Annotated in this window: 20 protein-coding genes; 3 read left to right on the top strand and 17 right to left on the bottom strand. The window is 75.3% G+C overall.

The features are described from left to right. Positions 1 to 7: 7 nt before the first annotated feature. From RMN56_RS21100 to yczR, 3 genes are all read right to left on the bottom strand, one after another. Positions 8 to 1,243 (bottom strand): low temperature requirement protein A, encoded by a 1,236-nt coding sequence (locus tag RMN56_RS21100; protein ID WP_313724813.1) that lies wholly within the window; start codon positions 1,241 to 1,243, stop codon positions 8 to 10. Between the two features lie 137 nt (positions 1,244 to 1,380). Beyond that, positions 1,381 to 2,658 carry a low temperature requirement protein A gene (locus tag RMN56_RS21095; RefSeq protein ID WP_313719240.1) on the bottom strand — a complete coding sequence of 426 codons (1,278 nt, stop codon included), beginning with the start codon at positions 2,656 to 2,658 and terminating at the stop codon, positions 1,381 to 1,383. A 65-nt stretch (positions 2,659 to 2,723) separates the two neighbouring features. Beyond that, positions 2,724 to 4,181: a MocR-like transcription factor YczR gene (yczR, locus tag RMN56_RS21090; protein WP_313719239.1), complete on the bottom strand. Its 1,458-nt coding sequence runs from the start codon at positions 4,179 to 4,181 to the stop codon at positions 2,724 to 2,726. A gap of 58 nt (positions 4,182 to 4,239) precedes the next feature. On the opposite strand from yczR, the gene yczE reads away from it, so the two are divergent. After that, the gene (gene yczE / locus RMN56_RS21085) at positions 4,240 to 4,905 is read left to right on the top strand and encodes a membrane protein YczE (protein WP_313719238.1); all 666 of its coding nucleotides are present in this window, start codon (positions 4,240 to 4,242) and stop codon (positions 4,903 to 4,905) included. A 143-nt stretch (positions 4,906 to 5,048) separates the two neighbouring features. Beyond that, positions 5,049 to 5,510, top strand: a complete 462-nt coding sequence (locus tag RMN56_RS21080) for a hypothetical protein (protein WP_313719237.1) — start codon at positions 5,049 to 5,051, stop codon at positions 5,508 to 5,510. Between the two features lie 30 nt (positions 5,511 to 5,540). Here RMN56_RS21080 and hisF read toward each other — a convergent pair whose 3' ends face one another. The 12 genes from hisF to hisD all read right to left on the bottom strand — a co-directional run bounded on the left by hisF (position 5,541) and on the right by hisD (position 13,956). After that, a complete protein-coding gene (gene hisF, locus RMN56_RS21075) occupies positions 5,541 to 6,308 on the bottom strand; it encodes an imidazole glycerol phosphate synthase subunit HisF (protein ID WP_313719236.1) in 768 nt (255 codons plus the stop codon). Positions 6,309 to 6,381: 73 nt separating this feature from the next. Then, positions 6,382 to 7,380 (bottom strand): NADP-dependent oxidoreductase, encoded by a 999-nt coding sequence (locus RMN56_RS21070; protein WP_313719235.1) that lies wholly within the window; start codon positions 7,378 to 7,380, stop codon positions 6,382 to 6,384. Then, positions 7,377 to 7,802, bottom strand: coding sequence for an organic hydroperoxide resistance protein (locus tag RMN56_RS21065; protein WP_313724812.1), 426 nt, complete (start codon positions 7,800 to 7,802; stop codon positions 7,377 to 7,379). Before RMN56_RS21065 ends, RMN56_RS21070 begins: the two co-directional genes overlap by 4 nt. Positions 7,803 to 7,807: 5 nt before the next feature. Next, positions 7,808 to 8,254: a MarR family winged helix-turn-helix transcriptional regulator gene (locus RMN56_RS21060; protein ID WP_313719234.1), complete on the bottom strand. Its 447-nt coding sequence runs from the start codon at positions 8,252 to 8,254 to the stop codon at positions 7,808 to 7,810. An 86-nt stretch (positions 8,255 to 8,340) separates the two neighbouring features. Continuing rightward, a complete protein-coding gene (locus RMN56_RS21055) occupies positions 8,341 to 8,784 on the bottom strand; it encodes a RidA family protein (RefSeq protein WP_313719233.1) in 444 nt (147 codons plus the stop codon). After that, positions 8,781 to 9,509 carry a bifunctional 1-(5-phosphoribosyl)-5-((5-phosphoribosylamino)methylideneamino)imidazole-4-carboxamide isomerase/phosphoribosylanthranilate isomerase PriA gene (gene priA / locus RMN56_RS21050; protein WP_313719232.1) on the bottom strand — a complete coding sequence of 243 codons (729 nt, stop codon included), beginning with the start codon at positions 9,507 to 9,509 and terminating at the stop codon, positions 8,781 to 8,783. The genes RMN56_RS21055 and priA overlap by 4 nt, the downstream gene beginning before the upstream one ends. Before the next feature lie 19 nt (positions 9,510 to 9,528). Beyond that, entirely contained in the window at positions 9,529 to 9,849 is a 321-nt protein-coding gene (locus RMN56_RS21045; protein WP_313719231.1) for a hypothetical protein, read from the bottom strand. A gap of 118 nt (positions 9,850 to 9,967) precedes the next feature. Then, complete coding sequence (gene hisH / locus RMN56_RS21040) at positions 9,968 to 10,591, bottom strand: imidazole glycerol phosphate synthase subunit HisH (protein ID WP_313719230.1); 624 nt, start codon at positions 10,589 to 10,591, stop codon at positions 9,968 to 9,970. Between the two features lie 25 nt (positions 10,592 to 10,616). Beyond that, positions 10,617 to 10,787: a CG2302 family histidine operon protein gene (locus RMN56_RS21035; RefSeq protein WP_313719229.1), complete on the bottom strand. Its 171-nt coding sequence runs from the start codon at positions 10,785 to 10,787 to the stop codon at positions 10,617 to 10,619. Positions 10,788 to 10,845: 58 nt separating this feature from the next. Further along, the gene (gene hisB / locus RMN56_RS21030) at positions 10,846 to 11,457 is read right to left on the bottom strand and encodes an imidazoleglycerol-phosphate dehydratase HisB (protein WP_148429530.1); all 612 of its coding nucleotides are present in this window, start codon (positions 11,455 to 11,457) and stop codon (positions 10,846 to 10,848) included. A gap of 55 nt (positions 11,458 to 11,512) precedes the next feature. Then, positions 11,513 to 12,637: a histidinol-phosphate transaminase gene (locus RMN56_RS21025; protein WP_313719228.1), complete on the bottom strand. Its 1,125-nt coding sequence runs from the start codon at positions 12,635 to 12,637 to the stop codon at positions 11,513 to 11,515. Then, entirely contained in the window at positions 12,634 to 13,956 is a 1,323-nt protein-coding gene (gene hisD, locus RMN56_RS21020; protein WP_313719227.1) for a histidinol dehydrogenase, read from the bottom strand. The genes RMN56_RS21025 and hisD overlap by 4 nt, the downstream gene beginning before the upstream one ends. Positions 13,957 to 14,063: 107 nt before the next feature. On the opposite strand from hisD, the gene RMN56_RS21015 reads away from it, so the two are divergent. Continuing rightward, entirely contained in the window at positions 14,064 to 14,768 is a 705-nt protein-coding gene (locus tag RMN56_RS21015; RefSeq protein WP_313719226.1) for an LON peptidase substrate-binding domain-containing protein, read from the top strand. On the opposite strand, the gene RMN56_RS21010 is transcribed toward RMN56_RS21015, so the two are convergent. Together RMN56_RS21010 and RMN56_RS21005 are read right to left on the bottom strand one after the other, a co-directional pair. Continuing rightward, positions 14,734 to 15,681 carry a DUF2567 domain-containing protein gene (locus RMN56_RS21010; protein ID WP_313719225.1) on the bottom strand — a complete coding sequence of 316 codons (948 nt, stop codon included), beginning with the start codon at positions 15,679 to 15,681 and terminating at the stop codon, positions 14,734 to 14,736. The genes RMN56_RS21015 and RMN56_RS21010 overlap by 35 nt on opposite strands. 47 nt (positions 15,682 to 15,728) lie before the next feature. Then, complete coding sequence (locus tag RMN56_RS21005) at positions 15,729 to 17,276, bottom strand: AAA family ATPase (RefSeq protein ID WP_313719224.1); 1,548 nt, start codon at positions 17,274 to 17,276, stop codon at positions 15,729 to 15,731. Between the last annotated feature and the right edge of the window lie 62 nt (positions 17,277 to 17,338).

Here is a 17,338-nt window from a genome sequence, read left to right as displayed (position 1 = left end):
CGCCGGATCACAGGTGCTGCTGTCGCCAGTGGCTCTGGTCCGCCTCCGCGGCCAGTTGCTCCTCCAGCGCGAGCTGCCGCACCTGCCGCCGCCGGCCGTCCTCGCTGAACGTCTCCGCCAGCACCCCGGCGGTCGTGAGCACCGCCAGCACGCCCAGCGCGGCCAGTTCCGGGATGGCGGCGGCGAACGGGGCGACGGCGGCGACCACCACGATCGTGCCGAGCAGCGGCCAGCGCAGCTCCCGCAGCGCCACCCGCGCGCAGCTGACGAGGCTGAGCAGGGAGAGGGCCACCCCGCCGTAGAAGACGGTGACCCAGAAGCCGCCCAGCGGCTCGCCCCACGCCGGCGTGTCGGCGGCGCTCGCCTCGGTCAGCAGGTCCTTGAGGCCGAGGGCGAAGAGGATGATCCCGGCGATCAGCGGCAGGTGCAGGAACGTGTAGACGTCCCGGGCCAGCCGGAGCCGGGCGGCCGGGTCACGGGCGTGGTGCAGCGCCTGCTCCAGCGCGTACGCCAGGGTGTCGAAGTACGCCCACCAGAGCATCGCCACGACCACGACGCCGAGCAGCGCGGCGACCGCCACCGGTCCGCTGAGCGGCAGACCGGTCTTCGGGCCGAGCCCGAGCGCGATGATCGACTCGCCGAGTGCGATCAACACCATGAGCGCGTGCCGTTCCGCCCAGTGCCCGGCGGAGACCACCACCCACCACCGCTGGGCCAGGATCACTCCGCCCACGTACTCGACCAGCAGCGCCACGGTCCAGAGCGCCAGCTGCAGGGCCACGCCGACCGGCGGGTCGGGCAGTCGCTGGGGCACCGTGCCCGCGACCGCCAGCAGCACGGTGGCCACCGCCGGCAGCGCGAAGCGCAGCAGCAGCCGCCGGCGCCAGTCCGGACCCGACCGGTCCACCCAGCCGAGGACGGCGATCTGGGTCATCCGGATCAGGAAGTAGCAGCCCGCGAAGACCAGCGGGCCGTTCAGCCAGCCGGGATGGTCGACGAACGCGTCCGGCACGCTGAGCACCAGCAGGAACGTCGCGGCGATCGTGAGCACGCCGATCAGCGGCAGCACGCCCTGGTCGGCGCGGATCACGTTGCCCACCCGGGCGAAACCGGTCCACAACCACCAGAGCAGCGCCAGCACCAGCAGGCAGCGGTAGAGGTTGGCCGGGGTGAGCCGGTTGGCGGTCAGGGTGGTGACGTTCAGGAACGCGAAGACGAAGACCAGGTCGTAGAAGAGTTCCATCCGGGTGGTCCGGGATCCGGGCGCGCCGAGACGCACCACCTGCGACCACCGGCCACCCCCGCCGTTCCCCACCCGGGAAGTCTCCGCAACCCCCGCCCGGGGCGGCCCCGATCGGAGGATCCGTACCGGAACGGGGCCTACCGGCCGGGCGTGCCGCCGGCGCCGTGCTCCTGGAGGAACTCGTCGCGCAGCGCGCGGCGGGTCTCGCCGAACAGCGCCATCTCGGCCACCACCATTCCGGCGCAGACCGCGGCGAGCAGCCCCAGCGCGGCCAGCGCCGGCAGGTGGTCGGCCACCGGCAGGAGCAGCACCAGCAGCACGGTGGTCGCGACGCGGGGCCAGTTGACCGAACGCATGTTGCGCAGCCGGAAACCGACGTGCCCGAGCAGGTAGACGATCACGCCGCCGTAGAGGGCGAGCAGGCCCAGCCCGTGCAGCGGGTCGGTGAGCCGGTGGTGGGTGCCGTCGCCGACGTACGACAGGACCTTCTTGAAGCCGAGGGCGAGCAGGATGATCCCGGTGACCATCGGCAGGTGCAGGTAGGTGTAGGAGTCCCGGCCCAGCGCGGCCCGCTCGGCGCCCCGGGCCCGGGCCAGCACCCGCTCGGCGGCGATCGACACCACGTCGAAGTACGCCCACCACAGCGCCGCCGCCACCGTGACGCCGAGGAACGAGGCCACGATGATCGGCCAGGAGATCGGCAGCGCGGTGATGCCGACGCCGATGGCCACCAGGGACTCCCCGAGCGCCACGATGATGATCAGGCCGTGCCGCTCGGTCCAGTGCGCGGCGGAGAAGATCTGCCAGCCCGCCGCGCCGATGGCCATGATGCCGCCGTAGTCGACGGCCAGGGCGAGCAGCCACAGCAAGGTCCGCAGCGACAGGACCCGCGCCGGGTCGTCGGTGAGGTACGGGGGCAGCAGCGCGGCGGTGAAGAGCAGCACCGCCCCGCCCAGCATCGGCAGGGCGGCGCGCACCAGCTGCCGGCGCAGCCCGGCGTCGCCGCGGGCGGCGTACCAGTAGAGGACCAGGTGCAGGACCCGGACGGCCAGGTAGCAGGCGGCGAACACGACCGGGCCGGAGAGGCCGCCGGGCAGGTCGACGAAGGCCTCCGGGATGGTCGCGGCGACCACGAACATGGTGGCCACCACGGCGAAGAGGACCACCCGGACCACGCCCTCGTCGGCGCGGACGGTGTTGCCGAGCCAGGCGTAGCAGCACCAGCACCACCAGAGCAGGGCCAGCAGCAGCAGGCCCCGGCCCATGCCGGGCCAGGTCAGGTCGGCCGCCATGAGCGCGGTCACCTGGGTGAGCGCGTAGACGAAGACCAGATCGAAGAAGAGCTCCAGCGGGGTGACGGAGGCGCCCTCGGTCATCACCCGCATCCGCGGCCCCCGCCGCGTCCCGTCCGTCACGGCGGACAGTCTCGCAGCCGGGCGGCGCAGGCGCTGCCCCCCGGACCACCCGCGCGCCGGCCGGATCAGGCGATGACGGAGGGCTCCCGCCACTGCGGGCGGCCGGCCCGGTCCAGGTCGTAGCGGACCGCGGCGAGCCGGCCGACGGCCTCCACCAGGTCCGCGGCGGGCAGGGTGAAGGGCAGCCGCAGGAACCGCTCCAGCGTGCCGTCCAGGCCGAACCGGGGTCCGGGCGCCAGGCGTACGCCGACCTCCTCGGCGGCCCGGGCCAGCGCGCTGGAGATCGGGCCGTCCAGCTCCACCCAGAGCGTCACGCCGCCGCGCGGCACGGTGACCCGCCAGTCGGGCAGCCGGTCGGCCATCGCCTTGACCAGGGCGTCCCGCTGGGCGGCGAGCTGGACCCGACGGTCGGCCACGATGCCCGGCCCCTGGGCCAGCAGGTGCACCGCGACGAGCTGGTCGAGCACGGGGCTGGCCATGTCGACGCCGACGCGGGCGGCGGCCAGCCGCTGCACCTGCGGCGCGGAGGCCCGGACCCAGCCGATCCGCAGGCCACCCCAGTACGGCTTGCTCATGCCGCCGATGCTGATCACCCGGGAATGCCGGTCGAAGGTGGCCACCGGCGGCGGCAGCGGGGTGCCGTCCAGCGGCAGGTCCACGAAGGACTCGTCCACGACCAGGTCGGTCCCGGCGGCGTGCGCCGCGCCGACCAGCCGCTCCCGCAGGTCGGTCGCCATGAGGTGGCCGGTCGGGTTGTGGAACTCGGGGATCACGTACGCCAGCCTGGGCCGGGTCTGCCGGATGCTGCCCAGCAGCAGGTCGGCGTCCCAGCCGTCCCCGTCGGCGGCGAGCCCGTGGGTGGTGATCCGGGCCCGGCGGGCCGCGAGCGCGGCGAGGGCGTTCGGGTACGTGGGCGACTCCACCAGCACCCCGCCGCCGGGCGACAGGGCCAGCCGCAGCACGAGGTCCAGGGCGTGCTGGGTGCCGCTGGTAACCATGATCTGTTCCGGGCTGGTCGGCAGCCCCCGCTCGGTGTACCCGCGGGCCACCGCCTCGCGCAGCTCGATGATGCCGGTCGGGTGGTAGCCGGCCCCGCCGAGGTAGCGCGGCAGGTCCTCGGCGGCGGCCCGGGCCGCCGGCACGAGCTGCGGCGGGGCGGAGAGGGCGGCCACCCCCAGGTCGATCATGTCCCGGTCGTCCAGCGGGGTCCAGAGCCCGGTGCTGGCCACCCGGTGGGTGCCCGGGAGCATGGTCCAGCTTCCGGCGCCCCGCCGGCTGGCCAGGTGGCCGGTCTCCCGCAGCTCCCGGTAGGCGGCGGTGACCGTGGTCCGGCTGATCCGCAGCGCCTCGGCCAGGTCCCGCTCGGCCGGCAGGCGTACCCCGAGGGGGAGCCGGCCGTCGGCGAGCAGGCCGCGGACCGCGGCGGCGAGCGCCGCGTAGTCGGGGCTGCGCCGGCGGCCCGGCAGGGCATGCCACTGCCCGAGGAGCCGAGCCAATTGGACGCCACGCACCTGACTGGTCATGGCCACCCCTCCGAAATTGGCTCTGTCCTGGGCAAGATTGGCCCCTAGGGTGGCATGCATGGCACAGATTGGCAATCTCCGGTACCGGCCGGCCCGGCGGCTCGTCCAGCTCTGCGTCGGGCTCGCCCTCTACGGGATCAGCATGGCGCTGATGATCCGGTCCGGCCTCGGGCTCGACCCCTGGGACGTGTTCCACCAGGGGCTCGCCCGGCAGACCCACCTCTCGTTCGGCACGGTCACCATCGCCGTGGGTGCGCTGGTGCTGCTGCTGTGGATCCCGCTGCGGCAGCGCCCCGGCCTCGGCACCGTCAGCAACGTCGTGGTGATCGGGCTGGTCGTCGACGCCACCCTGGCCGTGCTGCCGCCCGGCGAGGGCCTGCCGCTCCGCGCCGCCCTGCTGGTCGTCGGGATCGTCGCCAACGGCGCCGCCACCGGCCTCTACCTGGGCGCCGGGCTCGGCCCCGGCCCGCGCGACGGCCTCATGACCGGCTTCACCGCCCGCCGGCCCCGCTACTCCCTCCGGCTGGTCCGCACCGTCATCGAGGTGACCGTGCTGGGCCTCGGCTGGCTGCTCGGCGGCACCGTGGGTCTCGGCACCGTGGCGTACGCGCTGGCCATCGGGCCGCTCGCCCAGCTGTTCATCCCGATCTTCGCGGTGCCGGCCCAGCCGGCCGTCGAGCCGGCGGTCCCCGGCGCGCCGCGCCCGGCCGGCGAGGCCGCCTGATCCGGCCTCCCGATCACGCGGCGTCACCGCCGCCGCGCCGACCGCCACCTCCTGGGACACCCCGGGACGCCGCTGAGCTGCGACGACGTCCGGCAGCGAAACCGGGTGTTTTCTCCGCCGTCGCGGCCGGGCATCATTCGTCCATGGGGGAGAACGGTTGGCGTCGGAGCGACGCCTGGATCTTCGTCTCACTGGTCATCGCGAGCGGCGCCGGTCGGCACCGCCGGGCCGCCGCCACCCGGCGCCCGGAGGGCGTGCGCCTCGCCGACGTCCTCTCCACCGCCGACCACCTCAACCAGGCCATCCCCGAACGCCACGAGGTGGAGGGGGCGGTCCGCCGGCTGGTGAGCGCGGGCCTGGTGAGCGTCACCGACGGCTGGTTCCGGGTCACCCCGGACGGCGAGCGGCTCTGGCGCACCCGGCCGAGCGCCGGGCTGGGCACCACCGTGGACACGGTGCAGGGCGTGCTGAGCCGCCGCCCCGCCCCCGACGAGTTCGACTGGCAACTGGACGAGGACGACCACGCCGCCGCGGTGCAGGAGTACGCGGTCCGCTCGATCCCCATGCCGCGCCGCTCCCCGGAGGGCCACCCCGGCCGCCCCTGACCTCCGCCGCCGGCGCCCGGCGGTGCGGGGTCAGCGCACCGGGTGACCGGCGCCGCGCAGGGCGTCCTTGACCTCGCCGACGGTCAGCTCGCCGAAGTGGAAGACGCTGGCCGCGAGCACCGCGTCGGCGCCCGCGCCGACGGCCGGCGGGAAGTCGGCCACCCGGCCGGCCCCGCCGCTGGCGATCACCGGCACGTCGACGACCGCGCGGACCGCCTCGATCAGCGGCAGGTCGAAGCCGGCCCTGGTGCCGTCGGCGTCCATCGAGTTGAGCAGGATCTCCCCGGCGCCCAGTTCCGCGCCGCGCGCCGCCCACTCGACCGCGTCGAGGCCGGCGCCCCGCCGCCCGCCGTGGGTGGTCACCTCGAACCCGCTGGGCGTGGCGCCGGCCGGCGCCCGGCGGACGTCGAGGGAGAGCACCAGCACCTGGCGGCCGAACCGGTCGGCGATCTCGGCGATCAACTCGGGGCGGGCGATGGCCGCGGTGTTCACCCCGACCTTGTCCGCGCCGGCGCGCAGCAGGGTGTCGACGTCGGCCACCTGGCGGACGCCCCCGCCGACGGTGAGCGGGATGAAGACCGACTCGGCGGTGCGCCGCACCACGTCGAGCATCGTGCCGCGGTCGCTGCTGGAGGCGGTGACGTCGAGGAAGGTCAACTCGTCGGCGCCGGCCCGGTCGTACGCGGCCGCCAGCTCGACCGGGTCGCCGGCGTCACGCAGGTCGAGGAAGTTGACCCCCTTGACCACCCGCCCGGCGTCCACGTCCAGACACGGGATCACCCGCACCGCCACCGTCATGCCGCGAGCCTATCCAACCGGCGCGCCGCGGCGGCCGGCCCGACCGGGCCGGCCGCCGCGAACGAGTGCCGGGTCACACCCGGACGAGCATCTTGCCGAGGTTCTCGCCGCGCAGCAGGCCGAGGAAGGCCTCCGGGGCCCGCTCGATGCCGTCGACCACCGTCTCGTCGTAGGAGATCCGGCCGTCCCGCAGCCAGCCGGCCATCTCCTGGACGAACTGCTCGCGCAGGTGCCCGTGGTCGCCGACCAGGAAGCCGCGCAGGGTGAGCCGCTTGCCGATGAGCAGCGCCAGGTTGCGCGGGGCGGCGGGCGGCTCCGTGGCGTTGTACTGCGCGATCATGCCGCAGATGGCGGCCCGGCCGTGCAGGTTCATCGCCCCGATGGCGGCCTCCAGGTGCTCGCCGCCGACGTTGTCGAAGTAGACGTCGACCCCGCCCGGCGCGGCGGCCCGGAGCTGGTCGCGGACCGGCCCGTCGTGGTAGTCGAACGCGGCGTCGAAGCCGAGCGCCCTGAGCCGCTCGACCTTGGCCGGCGAGCCGGCGCTGCCGACCACCCGGCCCGCGCCGCGCAGCTTCGCGATCTGCCCCACCATGCTGCCGACCGCGCCGGCCGCGCCGGAGACGAAGACGGTCTCGCCCGGCTTCATGGCCGCCACGTCGAGCAGGCCCGCGTACGCGGTCAGCCCGGTCATGCCGAGCACGCCCAGGTAGGCGGTGACCGGGGCCAGGCCCGGATCGACCTTCCGTGCGCCCTTGGCGTCGACCAGCGCGTACTCCCGCCAGCCCAGGCCGTGGAGCACGACGTCGCCGGGCGCGAAGCCCTCGGCCTCGCTGGCCACCACCTCGCCGACCGCGCCGCCGTCGAGCGGGGCGTCGAGCCGGAACGGCGGCACGTACGACTTGACGTCGTTCATCCGCCCGCGCATGTACGGGTCGACCGACATGAACTGGTTGCGGACCACGAGCTGGCCCGGCCCCGGGGTGGGCACCTCGGTGGTGACCAGCCGGAAGTTCTCGGCGGTCGGCCAGCCCTGCGGCCGGGACGCCAGGTGGATCTCCCGGTTGGCCGTCATGCGGCGTCCCGGACGGTCAGGGTGAGGTCGATGTTGCCCCGGGTCGCGTTGGAGTACGGGCAGACCTGGTGGGCGGCCTCGACGAGCTGCTGCGCGGCGGACCGCTCGACGGCGGGCAGGTCGACGACCAGGGTGACCGCGAGACCGAAGCCGCCGCTGCCGTTCGGGCCGATGCCGACCTCGGCCTCGACGACCGAGTTCGAGACGTCCGCCCGGGCCTTGCGGGCGACCAGGCGCAGCGCCGAGTGGAAGCAGGCCGCGTAGCCGGCCGCGAAGAGCTGCTCCGGGTTGGTCGCGCCGCCGGCGCCGCCCATCTCCTTCGGGATGGCCAGGTCCAGGTCGAGGCCGCCGTCGGAGGTGCGGACGTGGCCGTCCCGGCCGTCGCCGGTGGCCTGCGCGGACGCGGTGTAGAGCACCTGCATGGTGGTCACTGCTCCTTCTGTCGGTGGATCGTCTCGGTGACCCGGGTGAGGGTGTCGCGCAGGGCGACCAGCTCGGCCTCGGTGAGGCCGGTGGCGCGGGCGATCCGCCGCGGCACCTCGTCCATCCGCTCCCGCAGGGCCCGGCCCTGGGTGGTGAGGCCGACCTCGACCCGGCGCTCGTCGGCCGCCGAACGGGTGCGCACCACCAGACCGGCCGCCTCCAGCCGCTTGAGCAGCGGGGAGAGCGTGCCGGAGTCGAGCCGGAGGCGCGCGCCGAGTTCGGAGACGGTGGGGGCGTCGTCGCCGCGCTCCCAGAGCACCAGCAGCACGAGGTACTGCGGGTAGGTCAGGCCGTGCTCGTCGAGGATGGGCCGGTAGACGTCGGTGAGGGCGCGCGACGCCGCGTAGAGGGCGAAGCACACCTGCCGGCGCAGCACCAGATCATCGGTCACACCCCGAACAGTAGTCCACAATTAGGTTGTGCACAATTCAATTGGCCCTGTGAACGCCGCCACAGCAGCGGTCGACGGCGCCCGGATCAGCCCTCGGCGACCCACGCCTCCAGCTCGACCTCCACCAGCAGGTCGGGATCGATCAGGCCGGCAACCACCACCATCGTGGCGACCGGCCGGACCGCGCCGAACACGGCGTTGTGCGCGCGCCCCACCTCGTCGGCGTACGTCCGGTCGGTCACGTACATCCGGGTGCGCACCACGTCGGCCGGCCCGGCGCCCACCTCGGCGAGCGCGTCCAGGCCGATCCGAATCGCCTGGGCGGTCTGCGCGGCGGCGTCCCCGACGTGCGCCACCCGGCCGTCCACCGTGGAGGTGCAGCCCGCGGTGATCGCCAGCTGCCCCGCCCGGACCACCCGGCAGTAGCCGTAGACCGCCTCCCACGGGCCGCCCGAGCCGAGCCGGGTCACGGCGGCGCCATTCGGCAGCTCCGGCGCCGGCCGGGAACCCTCGCCCACGACGGCCGTCACGCCCCGCCCCGCAGGGTGGCGAGCGCCTCGGCGACCGTGAACGCCCCGGCGTAGAGCGCCTTGCCGGTGATCACACCCTCCACCCCCACCGGCTCCAGGGTGGCCAGCGCGCGCAGGTCGTCCAGCGTGGACACGCCACCGGAGGCGACCACCGGGGCGTCGGTGCGGGCGCAGACCTCACGCAGCAGGTCCAGGTTCGGCCCCCGCATGGTGCCGTCCTTGGTGATGTCGGTGACCACGTAACGGGTCGCGCCGGCCTTGTCCAGCCGGGCCAGCACCTCGAAGAGGTCACCGCCGTCGCGGGTCCAGCCCCGCGCCGAGAGGGTACGGCCGCGCACGTCCAGCCCGATGGCCACCCGGTCGCCGTACTCGCCGCAGACCCGGTCACACCACTCCGGGTCCTCCAGCGCGGCGGTGCCGATGTTGACCCGGGCCGCGCCGGTGCCCAGGGCGGCCTGCAACGACTCGTCGTCCCGGATGCCGCCGGAGAGTTCGACCTTCACGTCGAGCCGGCGGACCACCTCGGCGAGCAGATGGGCGTTCGTGCCCCGCCCGAACGCGGCGTCCAGGTCGACCAGGTGGATCCACTCCGCCCCGTCGGCCTGCCAGGCGAGGGCGGCCTCCAGCGGATCGCCGTACGTGGTCTCGCTGCCGGCGGCGCCCTGGACGAGCCGGACGGCCTGCCCGTCCGCAACGTCCACGGCGGGCAACAGGGTGAGGCTCAACGGATTTCTCCTCGCATCTTCAACGTCGGTCCAGCGCGATCACCACGACCGCGGGCAGGACCAGCAGCAACAACACGACCAACGCCAGCCGCAGCGCCAGGTCGTCGACGAAACTCCAGATGCCGGCCACGGCCGCGCCGGTGAGCAGCACGATCGCCGCCCGCTCGCCGCGACTGTGCCGGCGCAGCCGGCCGGTGCGGCCCCGCCGCACGGCGGGCGTCAACCGGCGTACGACGGCACGCCGCCGGTCCCGGCGCGCCACCCTGCGGGCGCGCGCGGCGCGTTCCCGCTCCAGCTCGGCCCGGCGCGCCTCCCGCCGCCGCGCCCGCTCCTTACTCAAGCTGCGCTGCCGGTCGTTCGCGACTGCGGGGCTCGCAGAACCGGCTCACTCCTCGCGCTCACAGCGCTGCCGGTCGTTCGCGACTGCGGGGCTCGCAGAACCGGCTCACTCCTCGCGCTCACAGGGTGCCCAGCCAGTTGCGCAACAGAGTAGCCCCCGTGTCGGCCGACTTCTCCGGGTGGAACTGGGCCGCCGACAGGGGGCCCCGCTCGATCCCGGCGACGAAGTCCGTGCCGTGGTGGGCCGTGGTGACGGTGGCCCCGGCGGCGGCCAGCGCGGCCGGCGCGATCACCCCGTAGGAGTGGACGAAGTAGAACCGGGCGTCGGCCGGCAGGCCGGCGAAGAGCACCGACCCGGCCGGGGCCTGCACGGTGTTCCAGCCCATGTGCGGCAGCCGCGGCGCGGGCAGCCTGGTCACCCCGCCGGGCAGCAGCCCGAGCCCCTTGGTGACCACGCCGTGCTCGTCACCGTGCTCGAAGAGCACCTGCATCCCCACGCAGATGCCGAGCACCGGACGGCCGGCGGCGACCCGCTCGGCGATGACCGGACCGGCGCCCAGCGCCTCGATGCCCGCCATGCACGCGGCGAACGCGCCGACGCCCGGCACCACGAGGCCCTCGGCCTCGGCGGCCGCGGTCAGGTCGGCGGTGACGGTGACGTCCGCCCCGACCCGCGCGAGGGCCCGCTCGGCCGACCGCAGGTTGCCCGACCCGTAGTCGAGCACCACCACCCGCCTGGTCACGACGGCACTCCGCAGCGCCCGCTCATCAGCTCTCCCCCGGCAGCAGCCAGAGCAGCCCGCCGGCGGTGGCCAGCACGGCCAGCAGGCCGGTGATCACCACGGCGCCGCGGGCGGCGCCCTGCTTGTAGAGCGACCAGGTCCCACCGACCAGCACCCCGGCCAGGATCAGCAGCAACGTCGGCAGCGCCCGCCCCATCAGAGCCGCCCTTCATTCACGACTGCCGTACTCCGCTGCGCTGCGTTCCTCGCGCTCATCAGAGGGCACCCTTCGTGCTGGGGATCGCGCCCGCGGCGCGCGGGTCGATCGAGGTGGCCTCGCGCAGGGCCCGGGAGACCGCCTTGAACTGGGCCTCGACCACGTGGTGGGCGTCCGGGTTGCCGCCCGGTCGGGCCGCGCGCAGCACGTCCACGTGCAGGGTGACCCGGGCGGCCTGGCCGAAGGACTCCCAGATGTGCCGGGTCATGCTGGTCGGGTAGACCGGCCCGATGTACGGCGCGAGCGCCGGCTCGTCGTGCACCACGTACGGCCGGCCGGAGAGGTCGACGGCGGCCCGGACCAGCACCTCGTCCATGGGAACGGTGGCCGACCCGTACCGCCGGATGCCGGCCTTGTCCCCCAGCGCCTGGTCGAACGCGGCGCCCAGGGCGAGCGCGGTGTCCTCCATGGTGTGGTGGGCGTCGATCTCCAGGTCACCGACGGTGTGCACGGTCAGGTCGAAGCCGCCGTGCCGGGCGATCTGGTTGAGCATGTGGTCGTAGAAGCCGACGCCGGTCTCGATGTCGGCCTTGCCGGTGCCGTCGAGGTCGATCTCGACGAGGACCTTGGTCTCCTTGGTGATCCGCTCCACCCGGGCGGTCCGACTCATTGCTCGCCTTTCGGTCGCGACTGCGGGGCTCGCAAGCTCGCTCCTCGCGCTCCCACTACAGCTCCTCCATTGCAGACAAGAAGGCGTCGGTCTCGGCGGGGGTGCCGGCGGTGACCCGCAGCCAGCCGGGCAGGCCGACGTCGCGGACCAGCACGCCGGCGGCGAGCAGCGTGCGCCAGGCGGCGGCTTGGTCGACGGCTCCGGGTCGGGGCTCGGCGTCAGACGCGCCGAGCCGGAGTTGTCGGTCGCCGCCGACCTCGAAGAGCACGAAGTTGGCGTCGCTGTCGGCCACCCGGTGCCCGCGGGCGCGCAGCTCGGCGACGATCCGGTCGCGCTGCCGCATGATCGCGGCCACCGTGCCCAGCAGGGCGTCGCGGTGGGCCAGCGCCGCGCGGGCGGCGGCCTGGGTGAGCGCCGAGAGGTGGTACGGCAACCGGACCAGCTGCACCGCCTGCACCACGGCCGGGTCGGCGGCCAGGTAGCCGAGCCGGCCGCCGGCGAAGCCGAACGCCTTGCTCATGGTGCGGGTGACGACCAGCCGGGGGTGCCCGGGCAGCACGGCGAGCGCGCTGACCGTGCCGGGCCGGGCGAACTCGGCGTACGCCTCGTCCACGACCACCATGCCCGGCGCCTCGGCCAGCACGGCGGCGACCACGGCCGGGTCGAGCGCCGTGCCGGTCGGGTTGTTCGGCGAGCAGAGGAAGACCAGGTCGGGCCGGTGCGCCCGGACCTGGGCGACCGCGTCGGCCACGGTCAGCCCGAAGTCCGCGTCGCGGGCCCCCGGGATCCAGCCGGTGCCGGTGCCGAGGGCCAGCAGCGGGTGCATCGAGTACGCCGGGGTGAAGCCGAGCGCGGTGCGCCCGGGGCCGCCGAACGCCTGGAGCAGCTGCTGCTGGATCTCGTTGGAGCCGTTGGCCGCCCACACCTGGTCGGCGGTGAGCCCGTGGCCCAGGTACTCCGCGAGGTCGGCGCGCAGCGCCACGGCGTCCCGGTCCGGGTAGCGGTTGAGGTCGCGCAGCTCGGCGGAGAGGGCCTTGCCGATCGCCTCCACCACCGGCTCGGGCACCGGGTAGGAGTTCTCGTTGGTGTTCAGCCGCACCGGGACGTCGAGCTGCGGCGCCCCGTATGGCGTGAGGCCCCGCAGGTCGTCGCGGATCGGCAGGTCGTCGAGGGTGGTCACGGGGTCTCCCCCGGGAAGCGTGCGCTGACCGCCTGGCCGTGCGCCGGCAGGTCCTCGACGCCGGCCAGGGTGACCACGTGCGGGGCCACGTCGCGCAGCGCGTCCCGGGTGTACTCCACGAGGTGGACGCCGCGCAGGAAGGACTGCACGGACAGGCCGGAGGAGTGCCGGGCGCAGCCGCCGGTGGGCAGCACGTGGTTGGAACCGGCGCAGTAGTCGCCGAGCGACACCGGCGACCAGGCGCCCACGAAGATCGCGCCGGCGTTGCGCACCCGCAGCGCCCACTCGCGGGCGTCGACCGTCTGGATCTCCAGGTGCTCGGCCGCGTACGCGTCGACCACCCGCAGCCCGGCCTCCAGGTCGTCGACGAGGACGACCCCGCTCTGCTCGCCGCGCAGCGCGGTGCCGATCCGCTCGGCGTGCTTGGCGGCCGGCACCTGCCGGGCCAGCTCGGCGTCGACCGCGTCGGCGAGCGCCGGCGACGGGGTGACCAGCACGCTGGCCGCGAGGGGGTCGTGCTCGGCCTGGCTGATCAGGTCGGCGGCGACGTGCGCCGGGTCGGCGGTGTCGTCGGCCAGGATGGCGATCTCGGTGGGCCCGGCCTCGGCGTCGATGCCGACCACGCCGCGCAGCAGCCGCTTCGCGGCGGTGACCCAGATGTTGCCGGGACCGGTGATCATGTCGACCGGCTCGCAGCGCTCGGCGCCCGCCGGGTCGACGGCCGCGCCGTACGCCAGCATGGCCACGGCCTGGGCGCCGCCGACCGCGTAGACCTCGTCGACGCCGAGCAGGGCGCAGGCGGCGAGGACCCGCTGGTCGGGCAGGCCGCCGTTCTCCTTCTGCGGCGGGCTGACCACCACCAGCGAGCGGACCCCGGCCGCCTGGGCAGGGACGACGTTCATGACCACGGTCGACGGGTACATGGCCAGGCCGCCGGGGACGTAGAGCCCCACCCGGTCGACCGGCACCCAGCGCTCGGTGACCGTGCCGCCCGGCACGACCTGGGTGGTGTGGTCGGCGCGGCGCTGGTCGGCGTGGACCTTGCGGGCCCGGGTGATCGACTCCAGCAGCGCGGCCCGGACCTGCGGGTCGAGGGTGCCCTCGGCGGCGCGGATCACGTCGACGGGCACCCGCAGGTGCTCCGGGGAGACGCCGTCGAACCGTTCGCTCGCCTCGCGGATCGCCGGGTACCCATGCTCCCGGACCGCCTCCACGAGGGGGCGGATCCGCTCGACGGCCACGGACACGTCGAGTTGGGCACGGGGCAGCAGGCGGCGCGGGTCACGGGCCCCGCCGCGCAGGTCGATCCGATTCAACACCCTTGCGAGTCTAGGCTGCCGCCCCGCGGGCGGACCGGAGCCGCCCGTACGCCGGGACGGTGAGGCGGGACACGCCGCCGGGACGCGATCGGGATAGTCTCGATCACGTGACCGCACGGCTGCCGGTTTTCCCGCTCGGGACGGTCCTCTTCCCGGGGCTGGTCCTCCCGCTGCACATCTTCGAGGAGCGTTACCGGGCACTGGTGCGCCACCTGGTCGGGCTGCCCGAGGGCGCGCCGCGCGAGTTCGGGGTGGTGGCGATCCAGAGCGGCTGGGAGGTCGCGACGGCCGGGCCGCCGGGCCGGCCGGCCCCCACCGGCGGCGAGGTCACCCTGCACGAGGTGGGCTGCACCGCCGAGCTGCGGCAGGTCACCGAGCTGGCCGACGGCGGGTTCGACATCGTCACCGTGGGGCGGCGGCGGTTCCGCGTCGCCGAGGTCGACGACGCCGCCGCGCCCTACCTGACCGCCGAGGTGGAGTGGCTGCCGGAGCCGGCCGGCACGGACGAGGTCGCCGACCTGCTGGCCGCCCGGGTCATCTCGGTCTTCCGGCAATATCTGGGCCTGGTCCGCCCGGACCCGCAGGAGATCTCCGAGCAGCTGCCCGAGGATCCGACGGTGCTCTCGCACCTGGTCGCCGCGACCGCGGCGCTGACCGTCGACGACCGGCAGCGGCTGCTCGCCATCGACGACACCGCCGGGCGGCTCCGGGCCGAGCTGCGGCTGCTCAACCGGGAGACCTCCCTGCTGCGCGAGGTCCGGGCCGTCCCGGTGCCGCTCAGCGAGCTGGCTGGTCCCCCGGCGCCGAACTGATCCCCGGCCCGCCGGGCGCCCAGCCGCCGTCCCACTCCGGCTCCGGCCGCAGCGAGGGCCACCGCGACCAGCCGGCCAGCAGGGTGTACGTCACGGCGGCGCCGAACGCCGCCAGCAGCAGGTTGCCGTGCGGGACGGGCAGCGGGCCGTACCAGTCGATCCCGCCGGCACGCAGGTCGGCCGGCTTGGTGAAGTCGGTCCCGGGCGGCGCGGTGTCCAGCAGCCGCTGGTAGGTGCCGAGCCCGATCCGGCGGCCGACCTGCCACGCCACGACCGCCGCGCCGAGCCCGCCGAGCGCCCCGGCGACCAGGCCGACCGGCCCGCGCCGGCGGCGCAGCACCACCCAGAGGGCGATCGCGGCGAGCACCCCGAAGCCGAGCCCGAGCAGGCTGAACCAGCCGTCCGCGGCGATCGGCTGCTCCGGTTGGGGCGTGGCGTAGACGGCGCCGTCGGGGGTCATCTGCACCGGCGTGCCGGGTGCCACCAGCGCCCAGAGCACACCCAGGGGCGCGCCGAGCACGGTCAGCAGCAGCGCCGCGCCGAGGGCGACCGCGACGGCTCGGCCCCCGGACCGGCGGGTGGCGGAGGGCGCACCGGGCACAGCTCCGACGACGCCGGGGTAGCCGGCGAGCGGATCCGCGCCGGGCGCGGTGACCGGGGTGCCCGCGGGCACCGGCAGGCCGCCGGGCCAGGCGGGCGCCTCCCCCTCGACCGGGGCCCGGTCCGGCGCCGCACGGGTGGCCGGGGACGGGCCGGGCGACGCACCCTCGCCGGGGGACCCGTCGGGCGGGGCGGAGTTGGTCGGCCGGTCGGGGCGCGGGGAGCTGCCCGCACCGGCGGGCGGGCGGGCGACGTCGCCGGGCGCGCCGGGACCCTCGGCGGCCCGCTCGGAATCAGGGGTGTCCGGACTCACCCGGTGATCCTCTCAGGCGAGGGGGCGGCGCGGGGCGGCGGTGGCGGTCAGCGGGCGAACGGTTCCAGCATCACCGAGGCCGCCTTGAGCCAGCCCTGCCGCGTCTCCGCCTGGAGCTGGTGATATTCGATCGAGGAGCCGGTCTCCAGCGCCGGGTCGTACGGCACCACGGCCACCGCCCGGGTCCGGGTGGCGAAGTGCCGTTCCAGGTCGTCCTGGAGCGCGGTGCGGCCCGGGGTGGGGCAGGAGATGAGGGTGACCGCGTTGTCGGCCAGCTCGCCCATGCCCTCCTCGTGCAGCAGGTCGAGCATCCAGTCCGCGCTGAAGGCGGCGTCCTCCCGGGGCACGGTGGTCACCACGAGCTGGTCGGCGGCCTGCATGACGGTGCGCCAGTTGGGGCTCTCCACGTTGTTGCCGGTGTCCACGCAGACCACGTCGTGGGTGCGGCGCAGCAGCTCCAGCACCCGCTTGACGGTGAACTGGTCCAGCCGCTGGGCGAAGCGCGGGCTCTCCTCGCCGGCCAGCACGTCGTAGGAGCCGTCGGAGGCGTGCCGCAGGTAGTCGTCGAGGTGCTCCAGGAGAGTGGCGTCCTCCAGGATCTCGATCTGCGCGAGGTCGTGGATCAGGTGCCGGATGGTGCGGGCGTGCCGGGCGCTGCCGGCGCGCAGGCCGAGGGTGCCCCGCAGCTCGTTGTCGTCCCAGGCCAGCACCCCGCGCCCGCGCACGCTGCCCACGGTGGCCGCGGCGAGCACCGTGGCGGTGGTCTTGTGCACCCCGCCCTTGGGATTGGCGAAGGCGAGCACCCGGGGCCCGCCCAGCTCGCGGCGCAGCACCCCGGCGGCCCGCTCCAGCTCGGCGTCCGGTGCCGGTGCGCGCCACTCCACACGGGCCGGCTCGATCCGCGCCGGCTCATTCCGGGCCGGCTCGATCCGGGGCGGGTAACTCTCGGCCTGCGCCGGGTAAGCCTCGGGCTGGGCCGGATAGGTGGGGACGGCGGGTGGGGCCGGCTCGGGGGCGGGGTGGGGCTCCGGCCGGTAGCGGCCGCGGTCGAGCAGCGCGTAGCGGGACTCCGCCGGGGGCGGGTCGGGCTGGTAGCCGCTGTCGAGCAGGGAGTACCGGGACTCGACCGAGGCGGTGCCCCGGCCGCGCGCCTGCGGCTCGGGATAGCCCGGCTCCGGCGGGCGGACCGGCTCGGCCCGCCAGGACGGTTCGGCCCGTGGCTCCGGCTCGGCGCGGTACGCGGGCTCCGCCCGGTAGGCCGGCTCGCCGCCGTGGCGCGGGTCGGCCCGGTAGGCCGGCTCCACCCGGTAGGTCGCCTCGACGCGGTAGGCCGGCTCGGCGTCGAACGACCCGTCGGCGGGGCGGGCGACGGCCTGTGCCCGGCCCGTCCAGCCGCTGCCGGCGGCGCGCCGGGGCAGCGGATCCGGTGCCGGCGGTGGGGGTTCGTCGGTGCGGTGGTCCGGGTCGGGGTGCTCCGCGCCGCGACCACCGAGCCGGGCCCGGTCGAGCAGCGCCCGCCACCGTGGTGCCGGCTCAGCCTGCCGACCCCAACCGGTTTCGCTGCCGTCCAAGGCCTCGCCCCTCCCCCAGCCCATCGATCTCCGCCTGACAGGCTACGAACGAAACCCTATTCGGACCACACCCCGGTGCGCACATC

It is taken from the genome of Micromonospora halotolerans (assembly GCF_032108445.1).
GTDB lineage: Bacteria > Actinomycetota > Actinomycetes > Mycobacteriales > Micromonosporaceae > Micromonospora > Micromonospora halotolerans.
The sequence above is the reverse complement of the archived record's forward strand: the minus strand, read 5'-3'. Positions and strand labels throughout refer to the sequence as shown.